Source organism: Ensifer sp. R-19 (genome assembly GCF_049905105.1).
In the GTDB taxonomy this organism is placed as follows: Bacteria; Pseudomonadota; Alphaproteobacteria; order Rhizobiales; family Rhizobiaceae; genus Ensifer.
Genome location: NZ_CP184569.1, coordinates 2,720,800 through 2,746,900 on the forward strand (window position 1 = coordinate 2,720,800; position 26,101 = coordinate 2,746,900).

Consider the following 26,101-nt stretch of genomic DNA (forward strand, 5'->3'; position numbering starts at 1 on the left):
ACTCAGGACGGGTGTGATGAAGACGTTGCGATTGAACTCGAACGATAGGGCGGTGCTGCTCGGTTCTTGCTTCTTCGGGAAGCTGCCGATGGCGGCAACGAACGCAATTCTGGAGGATGTGGTCGTTTCAACCCACGAGGAGCACGACATCCTCTTTGGCCAAGGCGAGCCGCTCGATCACGTCTTTTTCGTTCTTTCCGGCCTGGTGCGTCTCTACCGGCTGGGCAAGGACGGACGCGAGGCGGATATCGCCGTGTTTCCGCGAGGTGAGCTTTTCGGTGAAAGCGCCATGTTCCTCGGCAACCGCGCCACGGCCAACGCCCAGACGATCGAGACGACGATGCTCGCCCGCATCGACAGCCGCAAGCTGCGCAAACTCGCCGAGCAAACGCCTGAAGTCGCCGACGCGTTGATGCTGCTACTGTGCCGGCACGCGCAAATGGCGGAAGATTGCCTGGCGGAAGACCGGCTGCTGACGGCCCCGCAGCGGGTCGCGAGCTATATTCTCGGGAACTGCCCGGACGGCATCACGAACTTTTCCTTCCGCCTGCCCTTCCAGAAGAATGTGCTGGCCGGCAAGCTCGGCCTGGCGCCGGAAGCACTCTCGCGCGCTTTCTCGGCACTTCGCCGCTCGGGCGTGACGGTCAAGGGCCGCGTGATCGAGATTCACGACCGGCAGGCGCTCGAACGCTTCTGACGCGCCGACCAAGATATTCGGCTGTCAGAAGCCTGGCGGCATCACAGCCCGCCGTGCAGCGTCAGGAAATCGACGATTCGGTTGATGCCGTCTCCGCGTTTCATGTCCGTGAACACGAAGGGCTTTTCCGCCCGCATCCGCGTCGCATCCCGCTGCATGACGTCGAGATCGGCCCCGACATAGGGAGCCAGATCCTTCTTGTTGATGACGAGCAGATCGGACTTCGTGATGCCCGGCCCGCCCTTGCGCGGGATCTCCTCGCCCTGGCAGACGGAAATGACATAGATCGTCAGATCGGCAAGGTCGGGCGAAAAGGTGGCCGCGAGATTGTCGCCGCCGGATTCGATGAAGACGACGTCGAGATCAGGGATACGCCGGTTGAGATCGGCAATTGCCTGCAGGTTGATCGTCGCGTCCTCGCGGATCGCCGTGTGCGGGCAGCCGCCGGTCTCGACGCCGACGATGCGGTCGGACGGCAGGGCCTGCATGCGCACCAATGCTTCGGCATCTTCCTTGGTATAGATATCGTTGGTGACGACGGCGACGGAATACTTCTCCCGCATCGCCTTGCAGAGCTTGTCGGTCAGCGCCGTTTTGCCCGAGCCCACCGGCCCGCCGATGCCGATACGAAGGGGACCGTTCTTCGATGCCATCTGGATGTCCTTTCAAGGGGTCTCTTCTTAGGATCGGAAGAGCCGAGAATGCAGGGTTTCGTGTTTCAAGGCCGAAATATCCGCCATGATCGTGGCCGAGCCCAGATCGTCGAGCGAGACGTTGGCCGCTTTGCCTGCCGCCGCCGCGATGATCGGTTCGAGCGCCGCGATCACGCCGACGCCATCCCGCTGGCCGATGACGCCGCAGCGGATCGCCACTGAAACGGCGTTCGAAACGGTGGCGTTGAGAAAGGCGGCAAGCGCAGGCTCGAGGCCCGTTTCATGGGCGCCGGCCACGGCACCGACCGCCACCGGATAGGCGACGGTCTCCGGGAGCACATCAAGAACCGGGTGCGGCCACGACTGTGCGGCCGCCAGAAACGCCTGGCCCTGCAGCATGGTTTCCGTATGCCGCTCGCGGCTTCCCGCCAGAGCTTCGGCAAGGTCTGCGACCGCGGCCAGCCGGACGCTGTCATTCACGGCACGATAGCTCTCGGCAAAAAGCAGCGCATCGTTCCAGCCGGAGCCGTGGCAGAGGACTGTCTCCAACCAGGAGCGAAGCTCCATCGCGTCCGTGACCAAGCGATCATGAACCGCCTGTTCAAGTCCGCTGGAATAGGAGAAGGCACCGACCGGGAAGGCCGGGGACATCCAGGTGACCAGGCGAAGCAGAGCTTGCGTATCGAGCCGCTCAGCCATGATGGTGATGGCTGTGGCCATGGTTGTGACCGCCGGCGTGGTAGGCGCCGCGCAGCGGCTGGAAGGGTTCCGATACCTCGCTCACCTGCGCGCCCAAGCCTTCGAGCATCTGGCGGATGACCGGATCGCGGGCAATCAGAATGCGGTTCGGCTCGATCTGCGCAGGCAGATGGCGATTGCCGAGATGCCAGGCGAGTTCGATGAGATGCAGCGGATCACGCGGACGGATATCGAAGAGCATTTCTGGTGCGGCAACGATCCGGATATAGCCGCCGCCTTCGAGCACCAGAAGGTCGCCATCGGCGAGCATCACCGCTTCCTTGAGGTCGAGCATCACCACATCGTCGTTTTCGAGGTGCAGCAACTTGCGGCGAAGATGACGGGCGTCGTGCGCAAGCGTCACGCTGTGAAGCGGAGTCGTGCCGGCTGGGCCCGGCGAAAGCACCTGGGTGGAGCGGTACGGCATCTTCAGAGCACCTCGACCTTTTCCGGCGACACAAGCTCGATGCGCGCCTCGATGAGCAGATCGGCCATGGCTGCCTGGAAGGCTTTCAGATGCGGCTCTTCGAAATGCGCATCGACAGCCGCCTTGTCCTTCCAGGTCTCGACGAACACCAGCGCGTCCGGATCGGCAGGCTTGCGGTAGAGGTCGTAGCTGATGCAGCCGGCCTCGCGGCGCGTGGCCTCGATCAGCGGTGCTGCCAGCGACACGACGTCATCTCCCTTGCCCTTGTGCGCGGTCAGGTAGGCGATAATGTAAACCATTGAACCCTCGATATCTTTTGTGCCCGCCAGTGTATCAAGAATTCGCTTCTGCGCCAGTCGCAGAGCCGGTTTTCAACCATCTGGCATGCAGCTCCCGAACAACAAAAAGCCCGAAGACCGGATCCGATCTTCGGGCTTTTTCAATTCAGAAAAAGAAGCGTTCTGGCCGCATCAGGCAGCAAGCTTCTGAGACTTCAGCGTCTCCAGAATGTTCTGCGGCGAGGAAACGCCGTAGGGGTCGCTGTCGCAATTGTCGGAGTAGCCTTCTTCCTCGAACCACTGCTCCACGACGCCGTTGTTGACGACGGCGGCGTAGCGCCAGGAGCGCATGCCGAAGCCGAGATTGTCCTTGGCAACGAGCATGCCCATCTTGCGGGTGAACTCGCCCGAACCGTCCGGGATCAGCTTGACGTTTTCGAGGCCCTGCGACTTGCCCCAGGCATTCATGACGAAGGCGTCGTTGACCGAGATGCAGTAGATTTCGTCAATGCCTTCGGCGCGGAAGTCGGCCGTCAGCTTTTCGAAATCAGGCAACTGGTAGGTCGAGCAGGTCGGCGTGAACGCGCCCGGCAGCGAGAACAGCACGACGCGCTTGCCGGCGAAGTAATTGTCGGAGGACACGTCCTCCCAGCGGAACGGATTCGGGCCGCCAACGGCCTCGTCGCGAACGCGGGTGCGGAACGTTACAGCGGGTACTTTTCTGCCAAGCATCGTCATCTCCTTTGGATCACGATGAATTTGGACCGGCTCGACCCAAAACCATGAACGTGATCACATCCATCAAGTTAGAGCGGGATGCCGGCGGAAAACCGCAAACACGTTTCCGCATCCCGCTCTCGTTCGGCTCTCGGTCGGCAGGTCTTGGGAGGATTTCTGACAACCGAGAACGATCAGCCGCTTTCCTATCGGATATTGCGCTGCGGCGCAGCACGAAAGGCCTCGATTCACATGCGGGCATGGCAGCCATGCGATGATCGCATGGCTGCGTGACACCTCAATTGTGGATGCGCAAGGATAGTCCGAGGCTCGGCGGAACCGGGTTCCATAGGCCGGTTCTCAAGCCCGCCTCACGCAGCGCCCGCGCTGTCCATGTGTTGCAGCCGAAGAGCGCGTTGAACCTGCCCTCGGCTTCGAAGAAGCGGTCATTGCCATTGTAGGAGAAGCCGTCGACCGGAACGACAGTCCCGGCGTCGCGTATGAAACTCTCGGCAATGAAGCCAAGCAGTCGTTCATATCCGGCCGCGTCCAGTTCGAAGCTGGCAACGGAGGCCTGCGGCTCAACGATCCGGCCGGCGATATCCACATGCATCACCGAGCGATCGAGCGTCAGCGCCTTGAAGACCGGCATGGCCTTCAGCTCCGACCAGGTCGGCGTTTCCAGATAGAAGGAGCGCCCGCCCCAGCCGAAGATCAGCCATTGTGCCTGCGGATGATTGAGCGGCACGCCGGCCGCTTCGATGAAGCCGAACCGCGCCCTCGTTTCCTCCGTCAAGGGCACGGCGATATCGGTGTGGATGGGGCCCGAGAGCACCAGGATGCGCGTCGCGCCCGCCCCGGCCGCAGAGGCGGAAACCGGCAAGAGCGGCCGCGGCAGCAGCGTTCCGAGAACGACCGCAAGTACCGCAGCCAGCAGGCCGAAGAAGGCCCATTTCAGGCCGCGCTTCATCCTCCGTCTCTGCTTGCTCAAAACAGGAAATAGCGCTGCGCCATCGGCACGATCGTCGCCGGCTCGCAGGTCAGCAACTCGCCGTCGGCGCGTACCTCATAAGTCTCCGGATCAACCTCGATATGCGGCGTCAGGCTGTTGTGGATCATGGACGCCTTGCCGATACCGCCGCGGGTGTTCCTGACGGCCACCAGCTGCTTTGCAACGCCGAGCTTGGCGGCAAGACCGGCATCGAGCGATGCCTGCGACACGAAGGTGACCGACGAACTCGTGCGGTTCTTGCCGTAGGCGGCAAACATCGGCCGGTAATGTACCGGCTGCGGCGTCGGGATGGACGCGTTCGGATCACCCATCGGCGCCATGGCGATCGAGCCGCCGAGCAGCACGAAGTCCGGCTTCACGCCAAAGAAGGCCGGGTTCCAGATGACGAGATCGGCGCGCTTGCCAACCTCCAGCGAACCGATCTCGTGGCTGAGACCATGGGCGATCGCCGGGTTGATCGTGTATTTGGCGATGTAGCGCTTCACCCGGAAATTGTCGTTGTCACCGGTTTCCTGCGGCAAGGGCCCACGCTGGCGCTTCATCTTGTCGGCGGTCTGCCAGGTGCGGATCGCCACCTCACCGACGCGGCCCATGGCCTGGCTGTCGGAGGAGATGATCGAGAAGGCGCCGATGTCGTGCAGGATGTCTTCGGCGGCGATCGTTTCCTTGCGGATCCGGCTTTCGGCAAAGGCGATATCTTCGGGGATCGACGGCGACAGGTGATGGCAGACCATCAGCATATCCAAGTGTTCGGCGAGCGTATTCTTGGTGTAGGGCCGCGTCGGATTGGTCGAGGACGGAATGACGTTCGGCTGGCCGCAGATCTTGATGATGTCGGGCGCGTGGCCGCCCCCGGCGCCTTCGGTGTGGAAGGCATGGATCGTGCGGCCCTTGATCGCCGCGATCGTGTCCTCGACGAAACCGCTCTCGTTCAATGTGTCGGTGTGGATCATCACCTGCACGTCGTATTCGTCGGCCACGCCCAGGCAGCAATCGATCGCCGCCGGCGTCGAGCCCCAATCCTCGTGCAGCTTCAGCGAGGTGGCACCGGCCAGCACCATCTCGACCAGCGCGCCCGGGCGCGAGGCATTGCCCTTGCCGGCAAAGGCGATGTTCATCGGGAAGCCGTCGGCCGCCTCGATCATACGGGCGAGATGCCACGGGCCGGAGGTGCAGGTGGTGGCAAGCGTGCCATGTCCCGGCCCGGCGCCGCCGCCGAGCATGCAGGTGAGGCCGCTGACCAGCGCCTCCTCGATCTGCTGCGGGCAAATGAAGTGGATGTGGCTGTCCATGCCGCCGGCGGTGACGATCTTGCCTTCGCCCGCAATCACTTCCGTTCCTGGGCCGACGACGATGGTGACACCCGGCTGCGTATCCGGATTGCCGGCCTTACCGATCCCCGCAATCCGCCCGTCCTTGAGGCCGATATCCGCCTTTACGATGCCCCAGTGGTCGACGATCAGCGCATTGGTGATGACCGTATCGACGGCGCCCTCGGCGCGCGTTGTCTGGCTCTGCCCCATGCCGTCGCGAATGACCTTGCCACCCCCGAACTTCACCTCCTCGCCATAGGTGGTGAAGTCCTTCTCCACCTCGATGAAGAGCTCGGTGTCCGCAAGCCGCACCTTGTCACCGACCGTCGGGCCGAACATGTTGGCATAGGCCGCGCGCGACATCTTGTAGGGCATGGTTCAGGCTCCTTGGGACGAAGAAGAAAGTGGGTGGAGGCGGCGAAGGCGACCGCTCGCCGCCAGCGCGTCGACATAGCGGCGCTCGGCGGCAAAGGGATGCCATTGCCACCCGACATGGCCGAAGCCGGCAACAACGACGTCGTCACCGGCCATCGCGATATTGGACAGGATATCGGCAATGACGATCAGGCCGCTGGATGGGACGACGTAGGGATCAGGTGAGAAGCCGCCGAGATCGTGATCCAGCTGGTCATGCACTGCCACCGGAACGACGCGAAAACCGCGGTTGGTCGAGCGGCTGAAACTTTCGAAACCGATGGTGTAGTCGTCACAGAAATCGTCGAGATCCGGATTTGTTTCGGCAAGCCCGGCCCGCATCGCGGCGAACTTCGCGCCAGATCGGACGCACCAGATTTCGCGGGCCTGGCGCACCGCCGCACTCGTCTTCCAGCGGCCACCGCCGAGCATGGAGAGACCGGGGCGCCCGGTGTTGCAGACGGCGACGATATCGGTCTTGTGGCCACCGGGGCCGACGGAACGGCAATCGTTGAAACGCACGACGATATCGGCGGCATCGATCACCGTGCCAGCTCCGTCAGGCACTTCGCCATTGCCCACGATCATGATGATGCGGCCGCCGCTCAAGGTCTAGTTTCCGTCAGGCTCGACAATGGCCTGGAGTTCCTTCGTCCGGGCCCTGGTTAATTCGGTGAGGCAACCGGAGACGAGCATCGGCTCCATCGAGCCACCGCGGGCTTCGAAGCCCGAAAGCTCGCATTGGCCGTCACGGTAACCGATCCAGGCGCGCTGCGCCTTCTTCAGGGCCTCTTCCGCGCCAACGTAGTTCGCATCGATCTCGGCGAGTTCCTTGTCCTGCTGCTTTGTCGCTGCCAGTGCCAGCTTGTAGACCTTGTTCAGTTCCGTGTCGGCCGCCTCGTAATCCTTGTTGGCGCAGATGTTCATGTCCATCTGCGTCACCGCATTCTGGCAGTCGACCTTGTCCTCCTGCGCCAGAGCCGGCGCAAACGGCAGAACGAGAGCGATGGCAAGTACAGCGAGGCGCTTCATAGCTTGCCCATCACCTGCTGGCGGAAGCCATAGACTTCGCGCTTGCCGGAAAGAGGGATCAGCGTCACCTGACGCGTCTGCCCCGGTTCGAACCGCACGGCGGTGCCAGCCGGAATGTCGAGCCGTTGGCCGTAGGCGGCCTTCCGGTCAAACTTCAGCCCGGCATTGGTTTCGGCGAAATGGTAGTGGCTGCCGACCTGGATCGGGCGGTCACCGGTATTGGCAACCTCGATGGTTGTCGTGTCGAGGCCGGCATTGAGCTCGATCTCTCCGGCAGCCGCGATGATTTCTCCTGGGATCATGGTTCTCTCCTCAAGCCGCCTTCGAACCGGCGCAGCCCTGCGGTTTCAGCACCCGCTCGGTGGAGGCCGGATATTTTTCAAGCAGGGCCGCCGGGCGCACCGGCCGGCTGGTGAATTCGCCGCCGCAATTCGGGCAGGTGCCACCGAGCTTTCCGTCGACACAATCGACGCAGAAGGTGCATTCGAAAGTACAGATCATCGCCTCGCGGCTATCCGGCGGCAGATCCTTGTCGCAGCACTCGCAATTGGGGCGCAAAGCCAGCATGCTTGCCTCCTGAGATCAGGGTTGGAGGGATACGGCCGGAAAGGGCCGCGTTTCCTTCGTTTAGCGGATCGGTTCGTGAACGGTGACGAGCTTGGTACCGTCGGGGAATGTCGCTTCGACCTGGATGTCGTGGATCATCTCGGGGATGCCCTCCATCACCTGATCGCGCGTCAGCACCTGGGCGCCCGCCTCCATCAGCTCGGCGACCGAGCGCCCGTCGCGGGCGCCTTCCACGACGAAATCGGTGATCAGCGCGATCGCCTCGGGATGGTTGAGTTTCACGCCGCGCTCCAAGCGCCGGCGCGCGACCATGGCCGCCATGGAAATCAACAATTTGTCCTTTTCGCGCGGAGTAAGATTCATGCGTCGCCACCGGTTGTTCGTGAAGCAATTCCCAGGAAATCTGCGAAGCGGTTTTCCGCCAGGAATTACAAAGTTTCAACGTGTTAGATCATTTCACTGTTTCAATAAAAATATGAAATGACCTAGAGAACCCAGACTTTCGGCACTGTCTTCTGCTTGCGCAAGTGCGAAATAACCGGGATGAGGATTTTTCTGAGCGCGAACCCATCCGACGCCACGAAGCGGGCAACCAGCTTGTCGCGTCCATCGACCTGAAAATGGCTGATGCCGACGCCAGCCTCGCCGTCAATGAGCGATCGAAGACGCGGCAACAAGGGCTCGCAATCGGGGCCGACATAGAGGAGCGTGGCAAAGGCGGCCGCGCCGTCGAGCACCGCCCGGCGCTGGCCGAGGCTGGCGACCTCTCCGGCAAGCGCCAGATTATCCGCATGCAGCAGCTTGCCCTCGACGCGGATGCGCCAGCGGTCGCGGAAGAGCCCGGTTTGCACCACCTCGCCCATCGCCTTGCGGCCGAGCAGGACCGCCTCCACCGCCAGGAACGTTGCATCCGTGGCAAGCTCCACCTCCAGCGAACGCGACAGGGAGGCACGGTCGAAAAGGATCGTCTCCTGCGGCAGCCAGTCGACCCGCGCGCCGGCGGCAACCTCGATACGCGTGGCCACCTCGACTGTATCGGCGCTCGCCTTATAGATCTTCTCGCAGGCCTGCGTCGTCACCGCCACATCGGTTCCGGCCCTTGCCGCAACCTCCCAGACCATGCGGTCGCCGCCGGTGAGGCCGCCGGAGGAATTGATGAGCACCGCTTCCATGGAGGCGTCGAAGGTCTTCGGCAGCCGGATCTTGGCGCAGCCTTCCTGATAGAGCTCGGCAATGCGGCTTTGGCCGAGCGCCGTCTTGGCGACCACCCGGCCCTTACCCCAGGCCCGTTGCGGGGCGATGCTTGCTGCCTTGTTCATGTTTCGACCGCCGAGCGGTGTCCTTTAATTCCTGGCGCTGCACCCATTGGGTCGGTCGCCTTGCCTTCGCGCTATCGTCCGCATCGCGGAACGACAAGTCAAGTTATTGTTTTGCAAAGAAAATCGCCAGGATGCTGCATTTCCATGCAGGCGCTGCGCAGAAAACAGGCAGCCGCTTACGCCACGCGATCCGGTGGCTCGCGGCCCTCGAAGAAAGCGGTGACGTTGACGACCACCTTCATACCCATGGCAACCCGCGTTTCCTCCGTGGCACTGCCGAGATGCGGGAGCAGCACAACATTTTCGAGCCTGCGCAGACGCTCCGGCACATTCGGCTCCGCCTCGAAGACATCAAGGCCGGCACCGCGAATGACGCCGCTTTCGAGAGCGGCAACCAGGGCCGCTTCATCGATGACATCGCCGCGCGCCGTATTGATGAGGTAAGCACCCGGTTTCATCAGCGCCAAGCGTTCCGCATTGATCAGATGCCGGTTTTCGCCACCACCGGGGCAATGCAACGACACGAAGTCCGAAGCTCTCAGCACATCCTCGACCGTGTCCAATTGCCGGGCGCCGTAGCGGCTCGCTTCCGCCGGGTCGATGCGCGAACGGTTGTAGAAGACGACATCCATGTCGAAGCCGAAATGACAGCGTTTGGCCATCACCTTGCCGATGCGGCCAAAGCCGATGATGCCGAGCGTCTTGCCGGTGACCTTGCTGCCGATCATGTGGGTCGGGCGCCATCCGGTCCATTCGCCGGCCCGAACCTGGCGCTCCCCCTCGCCCGCGCGGCGCGCGACTGCAAGCAGCAGCGTCATGGCAATGTCGGCGGTGCAGTCGGTCAGGACACCCGGGGTGTTGGTCACGACGATCTTGGCGGCCCTGGCGGCAGCGACGTCGATGTGGTTGTAGCCGACGCCATAATTTCCAAGGATCTTCGCCCGGAGGCCGCCGGCGAAGAGTTCGGCCGGAAGCCGATCGGAAACGGTTGGAAGTACTGCGTCATAGGTCCGGAGCGCATCGGCCAGCCCTTCGGCCGTCATCGGCACGTCGCCTTCGTTCAAGGTGACGTCGAACCGCTCTGCAAGCACCTGTTCCACGGCCGCCGGCCAGCGACGGGTGACGAGAATGCGGGGTTTCGAGCTCATGCCTGCCTCCGGAACAGAATCGTCGGGAGATAGTGCACGAAACGGCGCGACACGACAGCCATCTTGACAAGCGAAACACCTATCACGAAAAGCGAGAAGGAGGCGCCGTTGCAGGCGCCTCTTCCCGTGACTTCAGACACATCAGGCCTTGGCAAAGGCGAGTAGGTCGGCGCTGAGCTGGTCCTTGTGCGTGTCGGTGATGCCATGCGGGGCACCGGCATAGACCTTGAGCTCGGCATGCGGCACCAGCGTCTTCGAAGCTCTGGCGGCCGCATCGATCGGCACGATCTGGTCGTCGTCGCCATGGATGATCAGCGTCGGCACGTCGAACTTCTTCAGGTCCTCGCTAAAGTCTGTCTGCGAGAAGGCGACGATCGAGTCATAGGTGTTCTTGTGCCCGCCCATCATGCCCTGCAACCAGAAGCTGTCGATCATGCCCTGAGAGGCGACCGCACCCGGGCGGTTGAAACCGAAAAACGGACCCGAGGCGATATCGCGGTAGAGCTTCGAGCGATCCTTCAGACTTGCCGCCTGCAGCCCGTCGAACACCGCCTTCGGCAGGCCGCCGGGGGTCTTGTCGGTCTTGACCATCAGCGGCGGCACCGCCGAGATCAAACCGGCCTTGGCGACACGGCCCGTGCCGTGGCGGCCGATATAACGGCTGATCTCGCCGCCGCCGGTGGAAAAGCCGGCAAGGAAGATGCCCTTCAGATCGAGTGTATTGATCAGATCGGCAAGGTCGTCGGCATAGTGGTCCATGTCGTTGCCGTCCCAGGGCTGCGACGAGCGGCCATGGCCGCGGCGGTCATGGGTGATGACGCGGAAGCCATTGGCGGCGAGGTGGAAGGCCTGCGCTTCCCAGCTGTCCGACGACAGCGGCCAGCCGTGGCTGAGCACGACGACCGGGCCATCCTTTGGACCCCAGTCCTTGTAGTAGATCTCGACGCCATCGCGGGTGGTGATGCGGCTGCCCGAAATCCCCCCACCTTGCGAACCGGCGCTCGACTGGTTGTTGCTTGCCGCTGACGCGTCGGCGGCCTTAGCCGGGCTGTTGGCGGCCGATAGGGCTGCAGCGGTCGCCGCAGCGCCGAAAGCGGCCGAGAGGACATCACGGCGGGAGATGCTGCTGGTTTCGGTCTTGCTGACTGCCTTGCTCATGGAAACGCTCCTTCTTGCCTGCGGTCATGCCGCGCTGCCGGTAAATAACTAGCTATTAAATCGTGCGCGATATATTCGCATTTAAATCGCCATCGATTAGATCGTGCACAACTCTTTATATTGTGATCGCACACCTGTCAATGCCTTGCGATTATATCGCGAACGATTTATTTTAAGGAAATGACAGGAGAGAACGATGACTGGCACCGAACTCAAAGATGACGATGCGATGCTGACGCTCGATAGTTTCCTCTGCTTTGCAGTCTATTCCGCAAACCACGCCTTGACGCGCATCTACAAGCCTCTGCTGGAGGAACTCGACCTCACCTACCCGCAATATCTCGTGATGGTGCTGCTGTGGGAAAAGGACGACCAGACCGTCGGCAGCCTCGGCGAACGGCTCTTCCTGGAATCGAGCACACTCACCCCGATGCTGAAACGCCTCGAAGCGGCCGGCTACATCGCCCGCGTGCGGGATAAGACGGACGAGCGGCAGGTCCGGGTACAATTGACCGACATGGGCAAGGCACTGCGCCGGAAGGCGGTCGATGTGCCGCGCGGCCTCACGGAGGCAACAAAACTCGGCGCCGATGATCTCGAGCGGTTGCGCGCCGAAGTCTCGTCACTGCGAGACACCTTGCTGAAATAGCCAATCGCTGCGCCAAAGCCCCATCGCTTAGATGAGCATCCTTCCGCTTCCAGCAGTTCCACTTGAAAGCGTTATGCTCTCGGCCTCGCCAAAAAGAAAAGCCCGGCGATCGCTCGCCGGGCGCAACAGATCGGACGCAAGGTCCGAAATCAGAACTACTCGTTCTGGAAGTAGGTGTACTTGCCGTCGTCGCCCTTCTTCCAGGTGTACATGACGTAGTCCGGGCGGGTGATGTCGCCCTTTTCGTCATAGCCGAGCTCGCCGATCGCGGTCTTGAACGGACCCTTGGCCTTGATCGCTTCGGCAACAGCCTGCGCATCGGTCGTGCCGCCAGCCTTCGCAGCTTCTGCGATGACCTGGAGAGCGGCGTAGGAATAGAGCGTATAGGCTTCCGGCTCGAAGCCGGCAGCACGGAACTTCTCGACGAGTTCCTTGGAAGCGGGGTTCTTGCGCGGATCCGGCGCGAAGGTCATCAGCGTGCCGTCGACGGCGTCGCCGGCGATCGAGGCCAGTTCGTTCGAAACGATACCGTCACCCGACATCATCGTTGCCTTCAGGCCCTGGTCCTTCATCTGGCGCATGATCAGGCCGGCCTCGGTGTGCAGACCGCCCCAGTAGACGACCGAAACGCCGGCTTCCTTCATCTTGGCGATCAGTGCGGAGAAGTCCTTGTCGCCGATATTGACACCTTCATAGAGGGCTTCGGTGAGGCCGGCTTCGTTCATCGACTTCTTGGTTTCATCGGCAAGGCCCTGACCATAGGGGGTCTTGTCGTGAATGACGGCGATCTTCGCGTCCTTGAAGTTGGCGGCAAGGTAGGCACCGGCTACTGCGCCCTGCTGGTCGTCACGGCCGCAGGTGCGGAACGTGTTCCACATACCGCGCTCGGTGAACTGCGGGTTGGTCGCAGACGGCGTGATCTCCAGGATGCCGTTTTCGGCATAGACTTCCGATGCCGGGATCGACACACCGGAGTTGAAGTGACCAACGACGAACTTCACACCGTCAGCGACGAACTTGTTGGCGACCGAGATGCCCTGCTTCGGGTCCGAAACGTCGTCGCCGAGCACAAGCTTGATCTGTTCCCCGTTGATACCGCCAGCGGCGTTGATGTCGGCAGCGGCCTGTTCGGCACCTTTCTGGAGCTGCGCACCGAAGGCGGCGTTCGGGCCAGTCAGCGGGCCGGCGACACCAACGAGAATATCAGCCCAGGCGGTGCCGCTGAAGGCGACCATCGCCGTCAGCGCAACGGCCGACAGAAGAGATTTTTTCATTCTTGTTACTCCCAAATATTCGAGCGGGTCTCGTTATCAACCTGCGCAATGCCCACCATAGTTGCGCCGGTGTTTCCTTCGCACCGGCCGCGGCGGACCGGCACGCGCTGTTCCCTTTATTTGGTCTTCCAGGAGAAAGGTGAAGCCTTCTCGTAGAGCCAATAGTAGATTTTGGTCATTTGCTTGGTCCGGTAGTACCGGAAAGCTACGGTAGCAAACAACAAAAGCACGATCGTGTCCACGATATAGTATTGCAGGCTGAACATTGTGCCGCCGAAGAGGGCGTGATGGATGAAACGGATCGCCAGCCCGAGCAACGCCACGTAGAGCAGCAGCCGCGGAACGTTATGCCAACTTTCGGCCACGCTCTTGCCCGTGCGCCAGGCGGTCCAGCCGCCAAGCACGCAGCTTATGAAAAGAAACTGCCAGATCGACGCTTCTTCGTAGAGAATTCCCTGCATGTCACTTGCTCCAGATGCGGCCGATCAATGACGGCCGCCTTCGAGATAGGCCGCGCGCACTTCCGGATTGGCGAGCAGATCCCTGCCGCTGCCGCTCATCGTCACCCGTCCGTTGACCATCACATAGCCGCGGTCCGAAAGCTTGAGCGCGCCGAAGGCGTTCTGCTCGACGAGGAAGACGGTCAGGCCTTCCTCCTTGTTGAGTTTCTTGATCGCTTCGAAGATGCCCTTGACGATCAGCGGCGCAAGACCAAGCGACGGCTCGTCGAGAAGCAACAGCTTCGGCCGGGCCATCAGCGCGCGGCCGATCGAGAGCATCTGCTGCTCGCCGCCTGACAGCGTGCCGCCGCGCTGCGCCTTACGCTCCTTGAGCCGGGGAAAGAGCCTGAAGATCTTTTCCACGTCCTCGTCGAAATGCTTCAGGTTGTCGAGGCTCGCCCCCATCTGCAGGTTTTCGAAAACCGTCATGCGCGGGAAGATGCGCCGTCCCTCCGGCGACTGGGCAATCCTCATACGCGCGATTTCGTGGGTCGGCAGGCGCGTGATGTCATGGCCGTCGAACATCACCGTGCCGGTGCGCGCCTGCGGGCTGCCGCAGATCGTCATCATCAATGTCGACTTGCCCGCGCCGTTGGCACCGATCAGCGAAACGATTTCTCCGCGATGGACCTCGACATCGACGCCGCTCAGCGCCCGAATGTTGCCGTAGTAGGTTTCGACGGCTTTCACTTGCAGCAGCGGCGCAGTCATTGCTTGGTGCCTCCCTGCCCGCCTTCGATTTCCTCGATTTGTTCGATCACCTGTTCAACCTCTTCATCCTCGACACCCAGATAGGCCGCGATGACCCTTGGATCGTTCTTCACGAAATCCGGGGTGCCGTCGGAGATCTTCTGCCCATATTCGAGCACGACGACATGGTCCGATATCTCCATGACCACGGACATGTCATGCTCGATCAGCAGGATGGAGGTGCCGGTGTCGCTGCGAATGCCCTGCAACAGTTCATTGAGGGCATGCGATTCGCGCGGATTGAGGCCAGCCGCAGGCTCATCGAGGCACAGCAACTCCGGTCCCGTGCACATGGCACGAGCAATCTCCAACCGCCGCTGCGCGCCGTAAGGCAAGTCCCCGGCCGGGTCGTCTGCCCGGTCGATCAGCGATGCCTTTTCGAGCCAATGCTTGGCGAGTTCAGTCGCCTCCCTGGAGGCCTGCCGGTAGGCAGGAAATCCAAGGAGCCCGAGCACGGTATAGCCCGACGCCAGCATTAGTTTGTTGTGCTGCGCGACCAGTAGGTTCTCGAGCACGGTCATGCCGGAGAACATCCGGATGTTCTGGAACGTACGCGCCACCTTTGCATGCTTGGTGATCTCGAAGTCCGGCAGCCGCTCGAGGAGATACTCCTTTCCGGACTTCTGCTTCATCGTGATCATACCCATCGTCGGCTTGTAGAAGCCGGTGATGCAGTTGAATACCGTCGTCTTACCTGCCCCGTTCGGGCCGATCAGCGCGGTGATGTCGCCGCGATAGGCCTCGAAAGAGAAGTCGTTGATGGCCATCAGACCGCCGAAGCGCATCGACAGGTGCTCAACCTTGAGAATGGGATCTTGTGTCATTGTCATCGTCGTGGTCTCGAGGGCCATCAGCCATGCCCTTCCTTGGTAAAGCTGCCGGAGACGGCCTTGCGTTCGCGCAGGAACGCGGTCGGTTCACGCGATCCAACGAAGCCGCGCGGCTTCCAGACCATGACGACGACCATGGCCAGGCCAAAGATCAGCATGCGGTAGAGTTCCGGCGTGAAGTTCGGTCCGAAGACGGCCTTCAGGAAGTCAAGCTCACGCAGAATTTCGGTACCGCCGATCATGACGATCGCTGCGATCGCAATGCCCGTCAGCGACCCCATGCCGCCGAGGACGACGATCGCGAGGATCACTGCGGATTCGAGGAACACGAAGGATTCGGGCGACACGAAGCCCTGGCGTACTGCGAAGAAGGACCCGGCGATGCCGCCGAACATGGCGCCCATGGCGAAAGCCGTCAGCTTGGTGGTAACCGTGTTGATGCCAAGCGACTTGCAAGCGATCTCATCTTCGCGCAGCGCTTCCCAGGCGCGCCCGATCGGCATCCGACGCATGCGGATCGTCACGAAAGCCGTGATCAAGCAAAGACCGAGGATCAGGTAGAATAGGAAGATCTTGTAGTAGACCGACGAGATCGGCAGCCCCATCAATGCGGCAAAGCCATCCTTGGAGGCATCGAACTTGATGCCGAACAGCGTTGCCTTGGCAATGCCGGACACGCCGAACGTACCTTTGGTGACCTCGGTCCAGTTGATCAGGACAAGACGGATGATTTCGCCAAAGGCGAGCGTGACGATCGCCAGATAGTCTCCGCGCAGACGCAGCACCGGGAAGCCGAGGACCACGCCCCAGCAGGCGGCGAGGAGGCCGGCCACCGGCAACAACACCCAGAAGGACAGGCCCAGATAGGTGGAGAGCAGCGCGTAGGAATAGGCACCAACTGCGTAGAAAGCGACGTAACCGAGGTCCAGCAGGCCGGCGAGGCCGACGACGATGTTCAGGCCCCAGGCGAGCATCACATAGATCAGGATCTGGATGCCGAAATTGTCCACCCATTTCAGCGAGCCCTGAACACCGGTTAGCGCGACGATGACCGGCGGATAAAGGATCAAGGCAAGTATCGCAATCGTCGAGAAATTGCGGCTGAAGAAGCTTTCCTCCTTGGCAACTTCCGGCGCCGCCGCTTTGGCAGCCTTTCGCTGGGCAAGCCGCGGCTGGACATAGGCGACCATGAGGAAGCGGCCAACCATGGCGATGATCACGAAGATCGCCAGCAGGCCCCAACGTTGTGTCAGGATCAGCTCGTTGCGGATGTTCTGGTCGGTCTTGAGGCCGACGAACAGCACGAACAGTCCGAGCGTGATGAGGCCCGCGAAGACAGACTCGCGCAGGGCCCGCGCCGTCACCTCAGTGCCGGCGCTTGCAGTTGTAGAAGCAATGTTTGCCATTGAATTATACCTTCTCGACTTCCGGTCGTCCGAGAATACCCGACGGCTTGAAGATCAGAACGATTGCGAGAATGGAGAATGTCGCAACGTCCTTGTAGTCGATGGTGAAATAGGCCGACCACAGGGACTCGATCAGGCCGATCAGAAGTCCGCCCAAAACAGCGCCCGGCAGCGAGCCAATGCCTCCGAGAACGGCGGCGGTGAATGCCTTGACCCCGGGAACGAAGCCGTCGGTAAAAACGACCACGCCGTAATACATCAGGTACATGGTTCCCGCGACAGCAGCGAGTGCCGCACCCATGATGAAGGTCACCGAGATCGTACGATCGACGTCGACGCCGAGCAGAGCCGCCATCTTGCGATCCTGCTCGGTGGCGCGCTGTGCACGACCAAGCGGCGTCCTGTTGACGATGTACCAGAAGACGGAAAGCAGGATCGCCGTGATGATGATGATGATGATCTGCTTCAGCGAAATGGAGATGCCGAAAACCTCATAGACGGACGAGACGAGCGGCGGGATCGGCTTGTTGCGCGGTCCCTGCGTCACCTGGATGAAGTTCGACAACACGATCGACATGCCGATTGCGGTGATCAGCGGCGCCAGCCGGAATGACCCGCGCAGTGGCCGGTAGGCCACCTTCTCGATCGTCCAGTTCCACAGCGACGCCGCGAGCATAGCCACGACCATCATAAGCAAAAGCGCAAGTACAACCGGCACGCCTGCTATAAATGAGGTGAGAAGCAGAAAGACAATCAAAGCAGCAAAGCCGCCGAGCATGAAGATATCGCCGTGGGCGAAGTTGATCATGCCAATAATGCCGTAGACCATGGTATAACCGATTGCGATCATACCATAAATAGACCCAAGAGTCAGCCCGTTGACGAGCTGCTGGACGAAATACTCCATCAATCTTCCCCTGGACCAGATCCTTGAAGGTCCGGTCTCTTGTTTTTTGAGCTCATTTTGAGCGCTGTGTTTGATCGATTCCATACCTTTTTCAAACAAAAAGGAAAGCTAAAAAACGCGACTTCGGCAAAAACTTCCCCGATAAAATCGATTTGACGCTTTTAGAGCCAGAAAAACCAAAACTTCCGCAGCTTTCGCCCGCAAAATCATCAACTTTAGCCGTAAATGCCCGGGGATTAGCCTGGAGGCCTAGCCACCAAATGGCCAGGCCGGTGCGCTGCTTCGCCGCTCAGGTGCGTATCCGCTGCCCGTTTGCGTCGAACAAGGGATTCGCCTGGAGACGTGCCGGCAGAATCTCGCCCAGGAGTTCGATCGACCAGCCATCGCTGCGATCGGCGATCTCCTTCGATACGTATCCCATGGCCACCGAAACGCCGCTCGTGTGCGCATAACCGCCCGATGTCACCCATCCGCGCACGACTCCGTCGAGATAGATCGGCTCGTCGCCGATGACGTCGGCATCCCTGGCCTCGAGGACGAAGGTCCTGAGACGCAGGGCGCCACCGTCCGCCTTCTCCTTCATTGCAGCCACCTTGCCGATAAAGTCCGCGTCCTTGCCGGTCGCGATGAAGCGGCCGAGGCCGGCCTCGACCGGGCCATAGAGCGGACGGTACTCGCGCGCCCAGCTGCCGAAGGATTTCTCGACGCGCAGCGCATTCAGCGCCCTGAGGCCGAACAGCCGGATCCCGGACGCTGCCCCCTTCTCCATCAGCAGCTCGAAGAGATAACGCTGGTATTCGGGCTTCATCCAGATCTCGTAGCCGAGATCGCCGGTGTAGCTCACGCGGCCGACGATCACGGGCGCCATGCCGAGGTCCATCCGGCGGATGTCCAGGAATGGAAAGGCGGCGTCGGAGACGTCGAGATGGGTGAGACCGGCAAGCACGTCACGCGCCTTCGGTCCGGCGATCGACAGGCCAACCAGTTCCAGCTTCAGCGCCTTCAGCGAAACCGAGCCGTCCTCAGGCAGATGCGCCTCGAACCAGCGCATGTGATAGTCCTCGGCGATGCCGGAGCCGATCAGCAGGAAGTCTTCCTCCCCGAGCTTGGCAAGCGTGAAGTCGCCGATCAGCTTGCCGTCGTCCTTCAGCATCGGCGCCAGCGTCATGCGCCCCACCTGCGGAATACGGCAGGCCAGCAGCCGGTCGAGCCAGGCTTCAGCGCCCTCGCCCGTGATCGCATATTTGGCAAAGCCCGACGTCTCCATCAGGCCGACGCCCTCACGCACGGCGCGCGCTTCCGCGCCAACCGTCTCGAAATCCGTCGAGCGCCGCCAGGAGAAGGCGTCCTTCACCCCTTCGGGCGCAAACCACAGCGGCGTTTCGAGCCCATAGGACGCGCCGAAGACCGCGCCAGCCGCCTTCAGCCTGTCGTAGATCGGCGTCGTCAGCAGCGGCCGCGCACCCGGCAGTTCCTCGTTCGGATAGCGGATCGAGAAGCGGCGTGAATAGTTTTCGCGCACCTTGGCATTGGTATAGGCGAGCGTGGCGAAATCGCCGTAGCGGGAAACGTCCATGGCAAAGACGTCGAAGCCGGGGTCGCCATGGATCATCCAGTTGGCGAGCGCCAGGCCGACGCCACCGCCCTGGCTGAAGCCGGCCATGACGGCACAGGCCGACCAGAAGTTCCTGAGACCGCGCACGGGACCGACCAGCGGGTTGCCATCCGGCGAGAAGGTGAAGGGGCCGTTGATGATCTTCTTGATGCCGGCCCTGTTGAAGGCGGGGAAATGCCGGAACCCGACTTCGAGTTCCGGCGAGATGCGATCGATGTCTTCGGCAAGCAGTTCGTGGCCGAAATCCCAGGGCGTGGAGATCGGCGACCATGGGCGGCAGGCCTTCTCATAGGTGCCCATCAGCATGCCGTTGCGCTCCTGGCGCAAGTAGATCTCGCCGTCGAAATCGACGCAGTGCATCAGTTCCTTGCCGCGCGTCTGATTGAATTCGATGACCTCGGGCATGTCCTCGGTAATGAGATACATGTGCTCCATGGCGAGAACGGGCAGTTCGAGGCCGACCATGCGGCCCACTTCGCGCGCCCAGAGACCGGCGGCGTTGACGACGTGCTCGGCGACGATCTCGCCCTGGTTGGTGATCACCCGCCAGGAGCCGTCCTCCCGCTGCACCAGGTCCTCGACCTTGGTGTGCAGATAGATCTCGGCGCCGTTCTTCTTCGCCGATTTGGCGTAAGCATGCGTCGTGCCATAGGGATCGAGATGGCCTTCGACCGGATCGAAGACCGCGCCGACGAACTGGTCGGGATCGAGCAGCGGCATCAGGTCGTGCGCTTCCTTGGGCGTCAGCAGCTCGGCCTCGAGCCCCATGTAGCGCCCCTTGGCGAGGATCGACTTCATCCAGTCGAAGCGCTCGTTGGTGGCCGCCAGCATCATGCCCGACGTCATGTGCAGGCCGACGTCCTGACCGGAATACTCCTCAATCTCCTTGTAGAGCTCGACCGTATATTTCTGCAGCTTGGCGACGTTCGGGTCGCCGTTGATCGTATGCATGCCGCCGGCCGCATGCCAGGTCGAGCCGGACGTGAGCTCCGACCGCTCGAGCAGGACAGCATCGGTCCAGCCGAACTTCGTCAGGTGATAGAGCACCGAGCAACCGACGACACCGCCTCCGATAACGACGACCTTGGCATGGCTTTTCATGCGTACACTCCGTCTTTCCATGCTCCGGCGGAGGCATGGCCAAATTGTCAGGAAGAAAATCAAGACCGCTTGCCTTCCGGACAGAAGCGCAGGCGGCGAATGATGGCAGCCTAGTCAGAAAGGCGGCGCCGATAAAGACACGGCTGCGAAGGGCGCTTGTCCATTTCCGCCGTTTGCTGGCGGATCGGCGACCCGTTTGCGGCATTTCATGCCGCATTTGTTTTCAGCCTCTCGAAAGAGGCCGTTCAGTCTGAAAAAGCGGCGGTGAGATCGAACGCCCGCCCCATCCGCATCAGGTCGTCGAAGAGCGATTCGGCGTAGCTCCGCGGCACGATCAGTTCAAACGTATCCTCGTCCGTCCGGGCGAGATTGACCGGGATGTGGCCGCACAGAACATTGGCACTCCCCCCAAGCGAGAAGGCCGCGGGATGAACGTCGAGGCCGATACCTTTGGCAAGGATGCTGCGCACGTTCGGGCCGGTGAGGCGGAAGACGACGCGCCCGTCGCTTTGGTCGACGACATAGGCGCCCCCGTCGCAGAGCTCTTCGAGGCGACGCACGAGCCCGCTCGGCGCCTCCACCTCGGAGACCACCAGCCATTCCCCAGGGCCTGAGAAGCGCAGCGACAGCTCAGGCGCCGAACCAATCGCCCGCCGCACTGCCTCCGCCTGCCCGGCACGGGCAAGAACCGTCGCCATCGTACGCCAATGGCCGATCATCAGGTGATCGGCGGCCGCGGGCCTCGGTGCAGAGCGCAGTTTCCGTTCCAGTGCGTGGCGGTTGTTGTAGTCGCGAACCATCGCCGCCTCCTCAGGCCTTCAGCTTTGCGTTTTGCGGATCGACGAAGACCGGATCGCAGACCTCGGCGACGATCTCCTGATCGCGCAGCTTGTCAAAAACGATGACCTTCTCGCCGTACCGCTCACGCCCGGACTTCAGGAAGGCAAGTGCGATGGCATGCCCCAGGACGGGCGAGAAGCCGGCCGAGCTTACCCAACCCTGATCGTTCAGCGTCGAGGGCTTCGTACCTTCCTTCAGCAGATGGGCGCCGGCGCGCATGTCCTTGTCCGTATCGACGGGCTTCAGCCCGACGAGCTGCATGCGGTCGGCCGCCGTCAGCCCGTAGCGGGTCGACAGCCGCTTGCCGATGAAGTCGGCCTTCTGCATCGACAGCATCCGTCCGAGGCCGGCGTCGTCGGGCGTCACGCGCCCGTCGAATTCGGCATGCGTCAGCAGTCCCTTCTCGAGCCGCAGCACATTGAGCGCCTCGACGCCATAGGCGCAGATATCGTGGGGCCCGCCGGCCTCCATGATCTGGTCCGCCACCGCTTCGCCGTTGCCGGCCGGCACGGCCAGTTCGAAGGCGAGTTCCCCGGAGAAGGAGATGCGGAAGAGCCGCGCGGCCACGCCGCTTTTCAGAACAATCTTCCGGGCGGAAAGGAACGGAAATGCGCCGTCTGAAATGTCGCCGTCGACAATCTGCTGCAACACCGCGCGTGCCTTCGGGCCGGCGATCGCCATCTGCGCCCATTGGTCGGTCGACGAGGTGAAACGGACTTCGAGTTCCGGCCAGAGCGCCTGGGCGCAATATTCCATGTGCGCCATGACCGGGCCGGCCATCGCCGTCGTCGTGGTGACGAAGAAATGCGCCTCGTCGAACCGGCTCACCGTGCCGTCGTCGAAGACGAACCCGTCCTCGCGCAGCATCAGGCCATAGCGCGCCTTGCCGACCGGCAGCTTCAAGACCGGGTTGCAGTAGAGCCGGTTGAGGAACTCCGCGGCGTCGGGGCCGAAAACTTCGATCTTGCCGAGCGTCGAGACGTCGCAGAGGCCGACATTGGCTCGCACGTTCAGCACTTCGCGATCGACGCTTTCGCGCCAGGTCTTCTCGCCGGCGCGCGGGAACCACGCCGAGCGATGCCAGAGCCCCGCCTCGACGAAGGTCGCACCGTTTTTCATCGCCCAGCCATGCAGCGGTGACTTCCGTGCCGGCGCCGCGTGTTCGTCGCGTGCCGTCCCGGCAAGCGCACCAAGGGAGACCGGTGTGTAGAAAGGCCGGAAGGTCGTGGTGCCGACCTCCGCCGGGCTGACACCGCGCATGCCCGCGAGAATGCCGACAGCGTTGATGTTGGAAAGCTTGCCCTGGTCGGTCGCCATGCCGTTGGTGGTGTAGCGCTTGGCATGCTCCACATGGCCGAAGCCTTCGCGAAGCGCGAGGCCAAGATCCTTCGCATGCACGTCGTTCTGGAAATCGACGAAGGCCTTCGACTTGGCACCCGGGATATACCAGAGCGCAGTGAAGGAAGAGGCTTCTTCAGCATCGACGACAGGAACGGCGGCCGAAACGGCGTTGAAACCGAGATCCGCCGCAATCGTTGCGGCCTTCTCCGCACCATCGGAAAGGCAGCCGGCGAGCGTATAGATACCGTTGGCAGCACCGACGGGGCGCAGACCACCGCCGACATCGGGGGCGGCGAATGCCTTCAACTCTTCGGACCAGACCGGCTTGGCACCCCGCTGGCAGGCAAGATGCACGACCGGGCTCCAGCCGCCGGACATGCCGAGTGCATCGCAGGCGATCAGTTCCTCGAAGCCGGAGCGCTCGACGACGATGCCCTTGAGGCGTTGCCTGCCCTTGGTATCGACGATGGAGGCCGAACGGATGACCCGGACACCATCGGGCGCCTGATCGCTGGCCTCGGCCCTGGCATCGACGATCGCTGCGATCGCGACGCCTTTCGCAGAAAGCGCCCGCGCCGTGCGATAGCCGGCGCTGCCGCTGGTGAAGAGCGCAACCGTCTTGCCTGCGGCCACGCCGTAGCGTTCGGCATAGGTGGTCATGGCACCGGCCATCATCACGCCGGGGCGATCATTGCCGCCGAAGACCAGCGGCCGTTCCTCGGCACCGGTTGCGAGCAGCGCGCGCTTGGCAACGATTCGCCAGACGCGCTCGCTCACAAGCTTCGACGACGGCTCGGCGACGTGCTTCTGCACGCGCTCGACGGCGCCGAAGACGTTGTCGTCGTACCAGCCGAAGACAGTGGTGCGCGAAAGCAGTGTGACGTTGGGCAGCGATTGCAGTTCCGCGACCGTGCGGTCGGCGAAGACGGATGCCGGGGCACCGTCGATGGTCTCGCTGGTCGAAAGCAGGGAACCGCCGAGCCGGAAATCCTCGTCTGCAACGATGACCCGGAGGCCGGCGCGGCCGGCCGTCAGTGCCGCCATCAGCCCGGACGGACCGGCACCGACGACGAGCAGATCGCAGAAAGCCCAGGATTTCTCGTAGGTCTCGGGGTCGCGTTCGAGCACCGCCCGGCCGAGGCCCGCAGCACGGCGAATGAAGGGCTCGTAGATCCGCTCCCAGAACTGCTTCGGCCACATGAAGGTCTTGTAGTAGAAGCCGGCGCCGAGGAAGGGCGACAGCACGCCGTTGACTGCCCCGATATCGAAGCCGAGCGACGGCCAACGGTTCTGGCTTCGCGCCGTCAGCCCGCCATAGAGTTCGGCGACGGTCGCCTTGGTGTTCGCATCGGTGCGGGCACCGGAGCCGATGGTGACGAGCGCGTTCGGCTCAGAGGGCCCGGCGCTGACGATGCCGCGCGGCCGATGGTACTTGAAGCTGCGGCCGACGAGCAGCTGGTCGTTGGCAAGTAGAGCCGAGGCCAGCGTATCGCCCGCAAAGCCGCGCAATGGACTGCCGTCGAAGGTGAAGCTCAGCGTTTTGCTGCGATCGATCAGACCGCCGGAGGAGAGACGATAGCCGGTCATCGCTCAACCCTCCGCGCAAACTCGGCGGCATCGACGACGGAATAGACCTCGTGGGTTGCCGTATCACGCTCGACCACCAGGAAGCGGCGACAGCCGGCAACGTGATGCCAGTGCTCGAAGGTCCGGCCGCGCGGGTTGGCGCGCACATAGACATAGTCGTGCCAGGCTTCGTCAGAGTCCATCGGTTCGGGGCGGCCGCGCGAAGCATCGCCGCGGACCGCGAATTCTTCCTTCGGTCGAACCCCGCAATGCGGGCAGGTAATCAGGCTTGCCATTCTCTTCCGTATCCTGAAGCCGACCTCGGCCCCCGTTCATTCCGTACTGCCGGGCGGGCCGGCAAAGTGCTGTCAGTGAAGGTTGGGCTGCGGGCCGGCGCCGGCCTCATCGACGGCATAGCCGCGGGCGAAGCGATCGAGCCTGAGAGCGCGCGCCACCGGATGGGTATCGTTCCTGGCGATCAGATGAGCGAAGCAATAACCGGAGGCCGGCGTCGCCTTGAAGCCGCCATAGCACCAGCCGCAGTTCAGGTAGAGATTGTCGATCGAGGTGCGGTCGATGATCGGCGAACCGTCCATGCTCATGTCCATGACCCCACCCCAGGCGCGCAGCACCCGAACGCGTGACAGGCCGGGGATCATCGTCACCCCCTCCTCCATCACGTGTTCCGCCGTCGCAAGATTGCCGCGCTGAGCATAGGAGGAATAGCCGTCGATCTCGGCGCCGAAGACGAGGCCGCCCTTGTCCGACTGCGAGATGTAGAAGTGGCCGCCGCCATAGACGATCACGTGGTCGATGCAGGGCTTCAGCCCCTCTGTCACGAAGGCCTGAAGTACATGGCTTTCGAGCGGCAGCTTGAGGTCCGCCATCTCGCCGACGCGCGAGGAATTGCCGGCCGCAGCCAGCGCCAGCTTGCCGCAGCCGATGAAGCCCTTGGTCGTTTCGACCCCGGTGACGACGCCGTTTTCGCGGCGGATGCCGGTCACTTCGCAATGCTCGATGATGTCGACGCCATGCCGGTCGGCACCGCGGGCATAGCCCCAGGCGACCGCATCGTGTCTCGCCGTGCCGGCGCGCCGCTGCAACAGCCCACCAAGGATCGGATAACGGGCGTGGTCGTAATTGAGAAAGGGGATCATCTTCTTCAATTGTTCACGCTCGATGAGCTCGGCCGCCACGCCTTCCATCCACATCGCGTTTCCGCGCCTGATATAGGCGTCGCGCTGGGCGTCGCTGTGATAGAGCATGATGACGCCGCGTTGCGACAGCATCACATTGTAGTTGAGATCCTGCTCCAGCCCTTCCCAGAACTTCATCGAAAACTCGTAGAAGGGTTCGTTGCCGGGCAGCATGTAGTTGGAGCGCACGATCGTCGTGTTGCGCCCGACATTGCCCGAGCCGAGATAGCCCTTCTCCAGCACCGCGACGTTCTTCACGCCGAATTCCTTGGCGAGGTAGTAGGCGGTCGAAAGACCGTGCCCGCCGCCGCCGACGATGATCACGTCGTAATGCGGTTTGGGCTGGGGCTGGCGCCATTGCGGCTTCCAATTCAGGTTTCCGGAAAGGGCGTTCCTGACGAGCGAGAAGGCGGAATAACGCATGAAGGCATCCAGGTGAGTTGCGTCGGCACATTTGCACAGCCGTGAGGCGGAAGCCAAGACGCAAGCCTGGCGCAGGTGCAAAAAACCGTTCGCTGGCTCATCGTGCACTTCGCTGCGCAGCGGAGTGGATCGATGTTCGTCTCCAATCGAATGCGCCTACCGCCAAAAGCACGGGTACCATCCTGTTCCCGATATGCTATGGGCTTGGTGATGGACGGAAAGTAAGGGCG

At 62.2% G+C, this 26,101-nt stretch carries 28 protein-coding genes; 2 read left to right on the forward strand and 26 right to left on the reverse strand.

Going from position 1 to position 26,101, the window contains the following annotated elements; genetic code table 11:
• Positions 1-16 precede the first annotated feature (16 nt).
• Entirely contained in the window at positions 17-697 is a 681-nt protein-coding gene (locus tag ACN9MO_RS13345) for a Crp/Fnr family transcriptional regulator (protein ID WP_057249041.1), read from the forward strand.
• Positions 698-738: 41 nt separating this feature from the next.
• On the opposite strand, the gene ureG is transcribed toward ACN9MO_RS13345, so the two are convergent.
• The 15 genes from ureG to ACN9MO_RS13420 form a co-directional block, all read right to left on the reverse strand.
• Entirely contained in the window at positions 739-1,350 is a 612-nt protein-coding gene (gene ureG, locus ACN9MO_RS13350) for an urease accessory protein UreG (protein WP_057249040.1), read from the reverse strand.
• A gap of 27 nt (positions 1,351-1,377) precedes the next feature.
• Positions 1,378-2,049, reverse strand: coding sequence for an urease accessory protein UreF (locus ACN9MO_RS13355; protein ID WP_113132210.1), 672 nt, complete (start codon positions 2,047-2,049; stop codon positions 1,378-1,380).
• The gene (ureE, locus tag ACN9MO_RS13360) at positions 2,042-2,515 is read right to left on the reverse strand and encodes an urease accessory protein UreE (RefSeq protein WP_113132160.1); all 474 of its coding nucleotides are present in this window, start codon (positions 2,513-2,515) and stop codon (positions 2,042-2,044) included. Before ureE ends, ACN9MO_RS13355 begins: the two co-directional genes overlap by 8 nt.
• Before the next feature lie 2 nt (positions 2,516-2,517).
• Complete coding sequence (locus ACN9MO_RS13365) at positions 2,518-2,814, reverse strand: putative quinol monooxygenase (RefSeq protein ID WP_082615759.1); 297 nt, start codon at positions 2,812-2,814, stop codon at positions 2,518-2,520.
• Positions 2,815-2,985: 171 nt separating this feature from the next.
• Positions 2,986-3,525 carry a peroxiredoxin gene (locus tag ACN9MO_RS13370; protein ID WP_057249037.1) on the reverse strand — a complete coding sequence of 180 codons (540 nt, stop codon included), beginning with the start codon at positions 3,523-3,525 and terminating at the stop codon, positions 2,986-2,988.
• 283 nt (positions 3,526-3,808) lie between these two features.
• Positions 3,809-4,480, reverse strand: coding sequence for a TIGR02117 family protein (locus ACN9MO_RS13375; RefSeq protein ID WP_058320762.1), 672 nt, complete (start codon positions 4,478-4,480; stop codon positions 3,809-3,811).
• Positions 4,481-4,497: 17 nt separating this feature from the next.
• On the reverse strand, positions 4,498-6,210 hold the full coding sequence (gene ureC / locus ACN9MO_RS13380; protein ID WP_112994637.1) for an urease subunit alpha: 1,713 nt from the start codon (positions 6,208-6,210) through the stop codon (positions 4,498-4,500).
• Between the two features lie 3 nt (positions 6,211-6,213).
• Entirely contained in the window at positions 6,214-6,858 is a 645-nt protein-coding gene (locus tag ACN9MO_RS13385; RefSeq protein WP_093234875.1) for a Urease operon accessory protein, read from the reverse strand.
• Positions 6,859-6,861: 3 nt separating this feature from the next.
• Positions 6,862-7,281, reverse strand: a complete 420-nt coding sequence (locus ACN9MO_RS13390) for a lysozyme inhibitor LprI family protein (protein ID WP_058320760.1) — start codon at positions 7,279-7,281, stop codon at positions 6,862-6,864.
• Positions 7,278-7,583 (reverse strand): urease subunit beta, encoded by a 306-nt coding sequence (locus ACN9MO_RS13395; protein WP_057249033.1) that lies wholly within the window; start codon positions 7,581-7,583, stop codon positions 7,278-7,280. Before ACN9MO_RS13395 ends, ACN9MO_RS13390 begins: the two co-directional genes overlap by 4 nt.
• A 10-nt stretch (positions 7,584-7,593) precedes the next feature.
• Positions 7,594-7,848 carry a DUF1272 domain-containing protein gene (locus ACN9MO_RS13400; RefSeq protein WP_057249032.1) on the reverse strand — a complete coding sequence of 85 codons (255 nt, stop codon included), beginning with the start codon at positions 7,846-7,848 and terminating at the stop codon, positions 7,594-7,596.
• Between the two features lie 60 nt (positions 7,849-7,908).
• Complete coding sequence (locus tag ACN9MO_RS13405; protein ID WP_057249031.1) at positions 7,909-8,211, reverse strand: urease subunit gamma; 303 nt, start codon at positions 8,209-8,211, stop codon at positions 7,909-7,911.
• 122 nt (positions 8,212-8,333) lie between these two features.
• Positions 8,334-9,167, reverse strand: coding sequence for an urease accessory protein UreD (locus ACN9MO_RS13410; RefSeq protein ID WP_112994638.1), 834 nt, complete (start codon positions 9,165-9,167; stop codon positions 8,334-8,336).
• Positions 9,168-9,343: 176 nt separating this feature from the next.
• On the reverse strand, positions 9,344-10,315 hold the full coding sequence (locus ACN9MO_RS13415; protein ID WP_112994639.1) for a 2-hydroxyacid dehydrogenase: 972 nt from the start codon (positions 10,313-10,315) through the stop codon (positions 9,344-9,346).
• Between the two features lie 141 nt (positions 10,316-10,456).
• Positions 10,457-11,473 carry an alpha/beta fold hydrolase gene (locus ACN9MO_RS13420; protein WP_112994640.1) on the reverse strand — a complete coding sequence of 339 codons (1,017 nt, stop codon included), beginning with the start codon at positions 11,471-11,473 and terminating at the stop codon, positions 10,457-10,459.
• Positions 11,474-11,669: 196 nt separating this feature from the next.
• On the opposite strand from ACN9MO_RS13420, the gene ACN9MO_RS13425 reads away from it, so the two are divergent.
• A complete protein-coding gene (locus tag ACN9MO_RS13425; protein WP_057249027.1) occupies positions 11,670-12,122 on the forward strand; it encodes a MarR family winged helix-turn-helix transcriptional regulator in 453 nt (150 codons plus the stop codon).
• A 155-nt stretch (positions 12,123-12,277) separates the two neighbouring features.
• On the opposite strand, the gene ACN9MO_RS13430 is transcribed toward ACN9MO_RS13425, so the two are convergent.
• The 11 genes from ACN9MO_RS13430 to ACN9MO_RS13480 form a co-directional block, all read right to left on the reverse strand.
• Positions 12,278-13,396, reverse strand: coding sequence for a branched-chain amino acid ABC transporter substrate-binding protein (locus ACN9MO_RS13430; RefSeq protein WP_058320754.1), 1,119 nt, complete (start codon positions 13,394-13,396; stop codon positions 12,278-12,280).
• A gap of 116 nt (positions 13,397-13,512) precedes the next feature.
• The gene (locus ACN9MO_RS13435; RefSeq protein ID WP_057249025.1) at positions 13,513-13,857 is read right to left on the reverse strand and encodes a DUF6867 family protein; all 345 of its coding nucleotides are present in this window, start codon (positions 13,855-13,857) and stop codon (positions 13,513-13,515) included.
• A 24-nt stretch (positions 13,858-13,881) separates the two neighbouring features.
• Positions 13,882-14,607 carry an ABC transporter ATP-binding protein gene (locus ACN9MO_RS13440; RefSeq protein WP_057249024.1) on the reverse strand — a complete coding sequence of 242 codons (726 nt, stop codon included), beginning with the start codon at positions 14,605-14,607 and terminating at the stop codon, positions 13,882-13,884.
• A complete protein-coding gene (locus ACN9MO_RS13445) occupies positions 14,604-15,497 on the reverse strand; it encodes an ABC transporter ATP-binding protein (protein ID WP_057249023.1) in 894 nt (297 codons plus the stop codon). The genes ACN9MO_RS13440 and ACN9MO_RS13445 overlap by 4 nt, the downstream gene beginning before the upstream one ends.
• Positions 15,497-16,882 carry a high-affinity branched-chain amino acid ABC transporter permease LivM gene (gene livM / locus ACN9MO_RS13450; protein ID WP_057249022.1) on the reverse strand — a complete coding sequence of 462 codons (1,386 nt, stop codon included), beginning with the start codon at positions 16,880-16,882 and terminating at the stop codon, positions 15,497-15,499. Before livM ends, ACN9MO_RS13445 begins: the two co-directional genes overlap by 1 nt.
• Before the next feature lie 4 nt (positions 16,883-16,886).
• Positions 16,887-17,789: a branched-chain amino acid ABC transporter permease gene (locus tag ACN9MO_RS13455; RefSeq protein WP_053248038.1), complete on the reverse strand. Its 903-nt coding sequence runs from the start codon at positions 17,787-17,789 to the stop codon at positions 16,887-16,889.
• 289 nt (positions 17,790-18,078) lie between these two features.
• Positions 18,079-20,505: an FAD-dependent oxidoreductase gene (locus tag ACN9MO_RS13460; protein WP_112994641.1), complete on the reverse strand. Its 2,427-nt coding sequence runs from the start codon at positions 20,503-20,505 to the stop codon at positions 18,079-18,081.
• 245 nt (positions 20,506-20,750) lie between these two features.
• Positions 20,751-21,305, reverse strand: a complete 555-nt coding sequence (locus tag ACN9MO_RS13465) for a sarcosine oxidase subunit gamma family protein (protein ID WP_112994642.1) — start codon at positions 21,303-21,305, stop codon at positions 20,751-20,753.
• A 10-nt stretch (positions 21,306-21,315) separates the two neighbouring features.
• Positions 21,316-24,273: a sarcosine oxidase subunit alpha family protein gene (locus ACN9MO_RS13470; RefSeq protein ID WP_112994643.1), complete on the reverse strand. Its 2,958-nt coding sequence runs from the start codon at positions 24,271-24,273 to the stop codon at positions 21,316-21,318.
• Complete coding sequence (locus ACN9MO_RS13475; RefSeq protein ID WP_058326469.1) at positions 24,270-24,548, reverse strand: sarcosine oxidase subunit delta; 279 nt, start codon at positions 24,546-24,548, stop codon at positions 24,270-24,272. The genes ACN9MO_RS13470 and ACN9MO_RS13475 overlap by 4 nt, the downstream gene beginning before the upstream one ends.
• A 72-nt stretch (positions 24,549-24,620) precedes the next feature.
• Entirely contained in the window at positions 24,621-25,871 is a 1,251-nt protein-coding gene (locus tag ACN9MO_RS13480) for a sarcosine oxidase subunit beta family protein (protein ID WP_112994644.1), read from the reverse strand.
• Between the last annotated feature and the right edge of the window lie 230 nt (positions 25,872-26,101).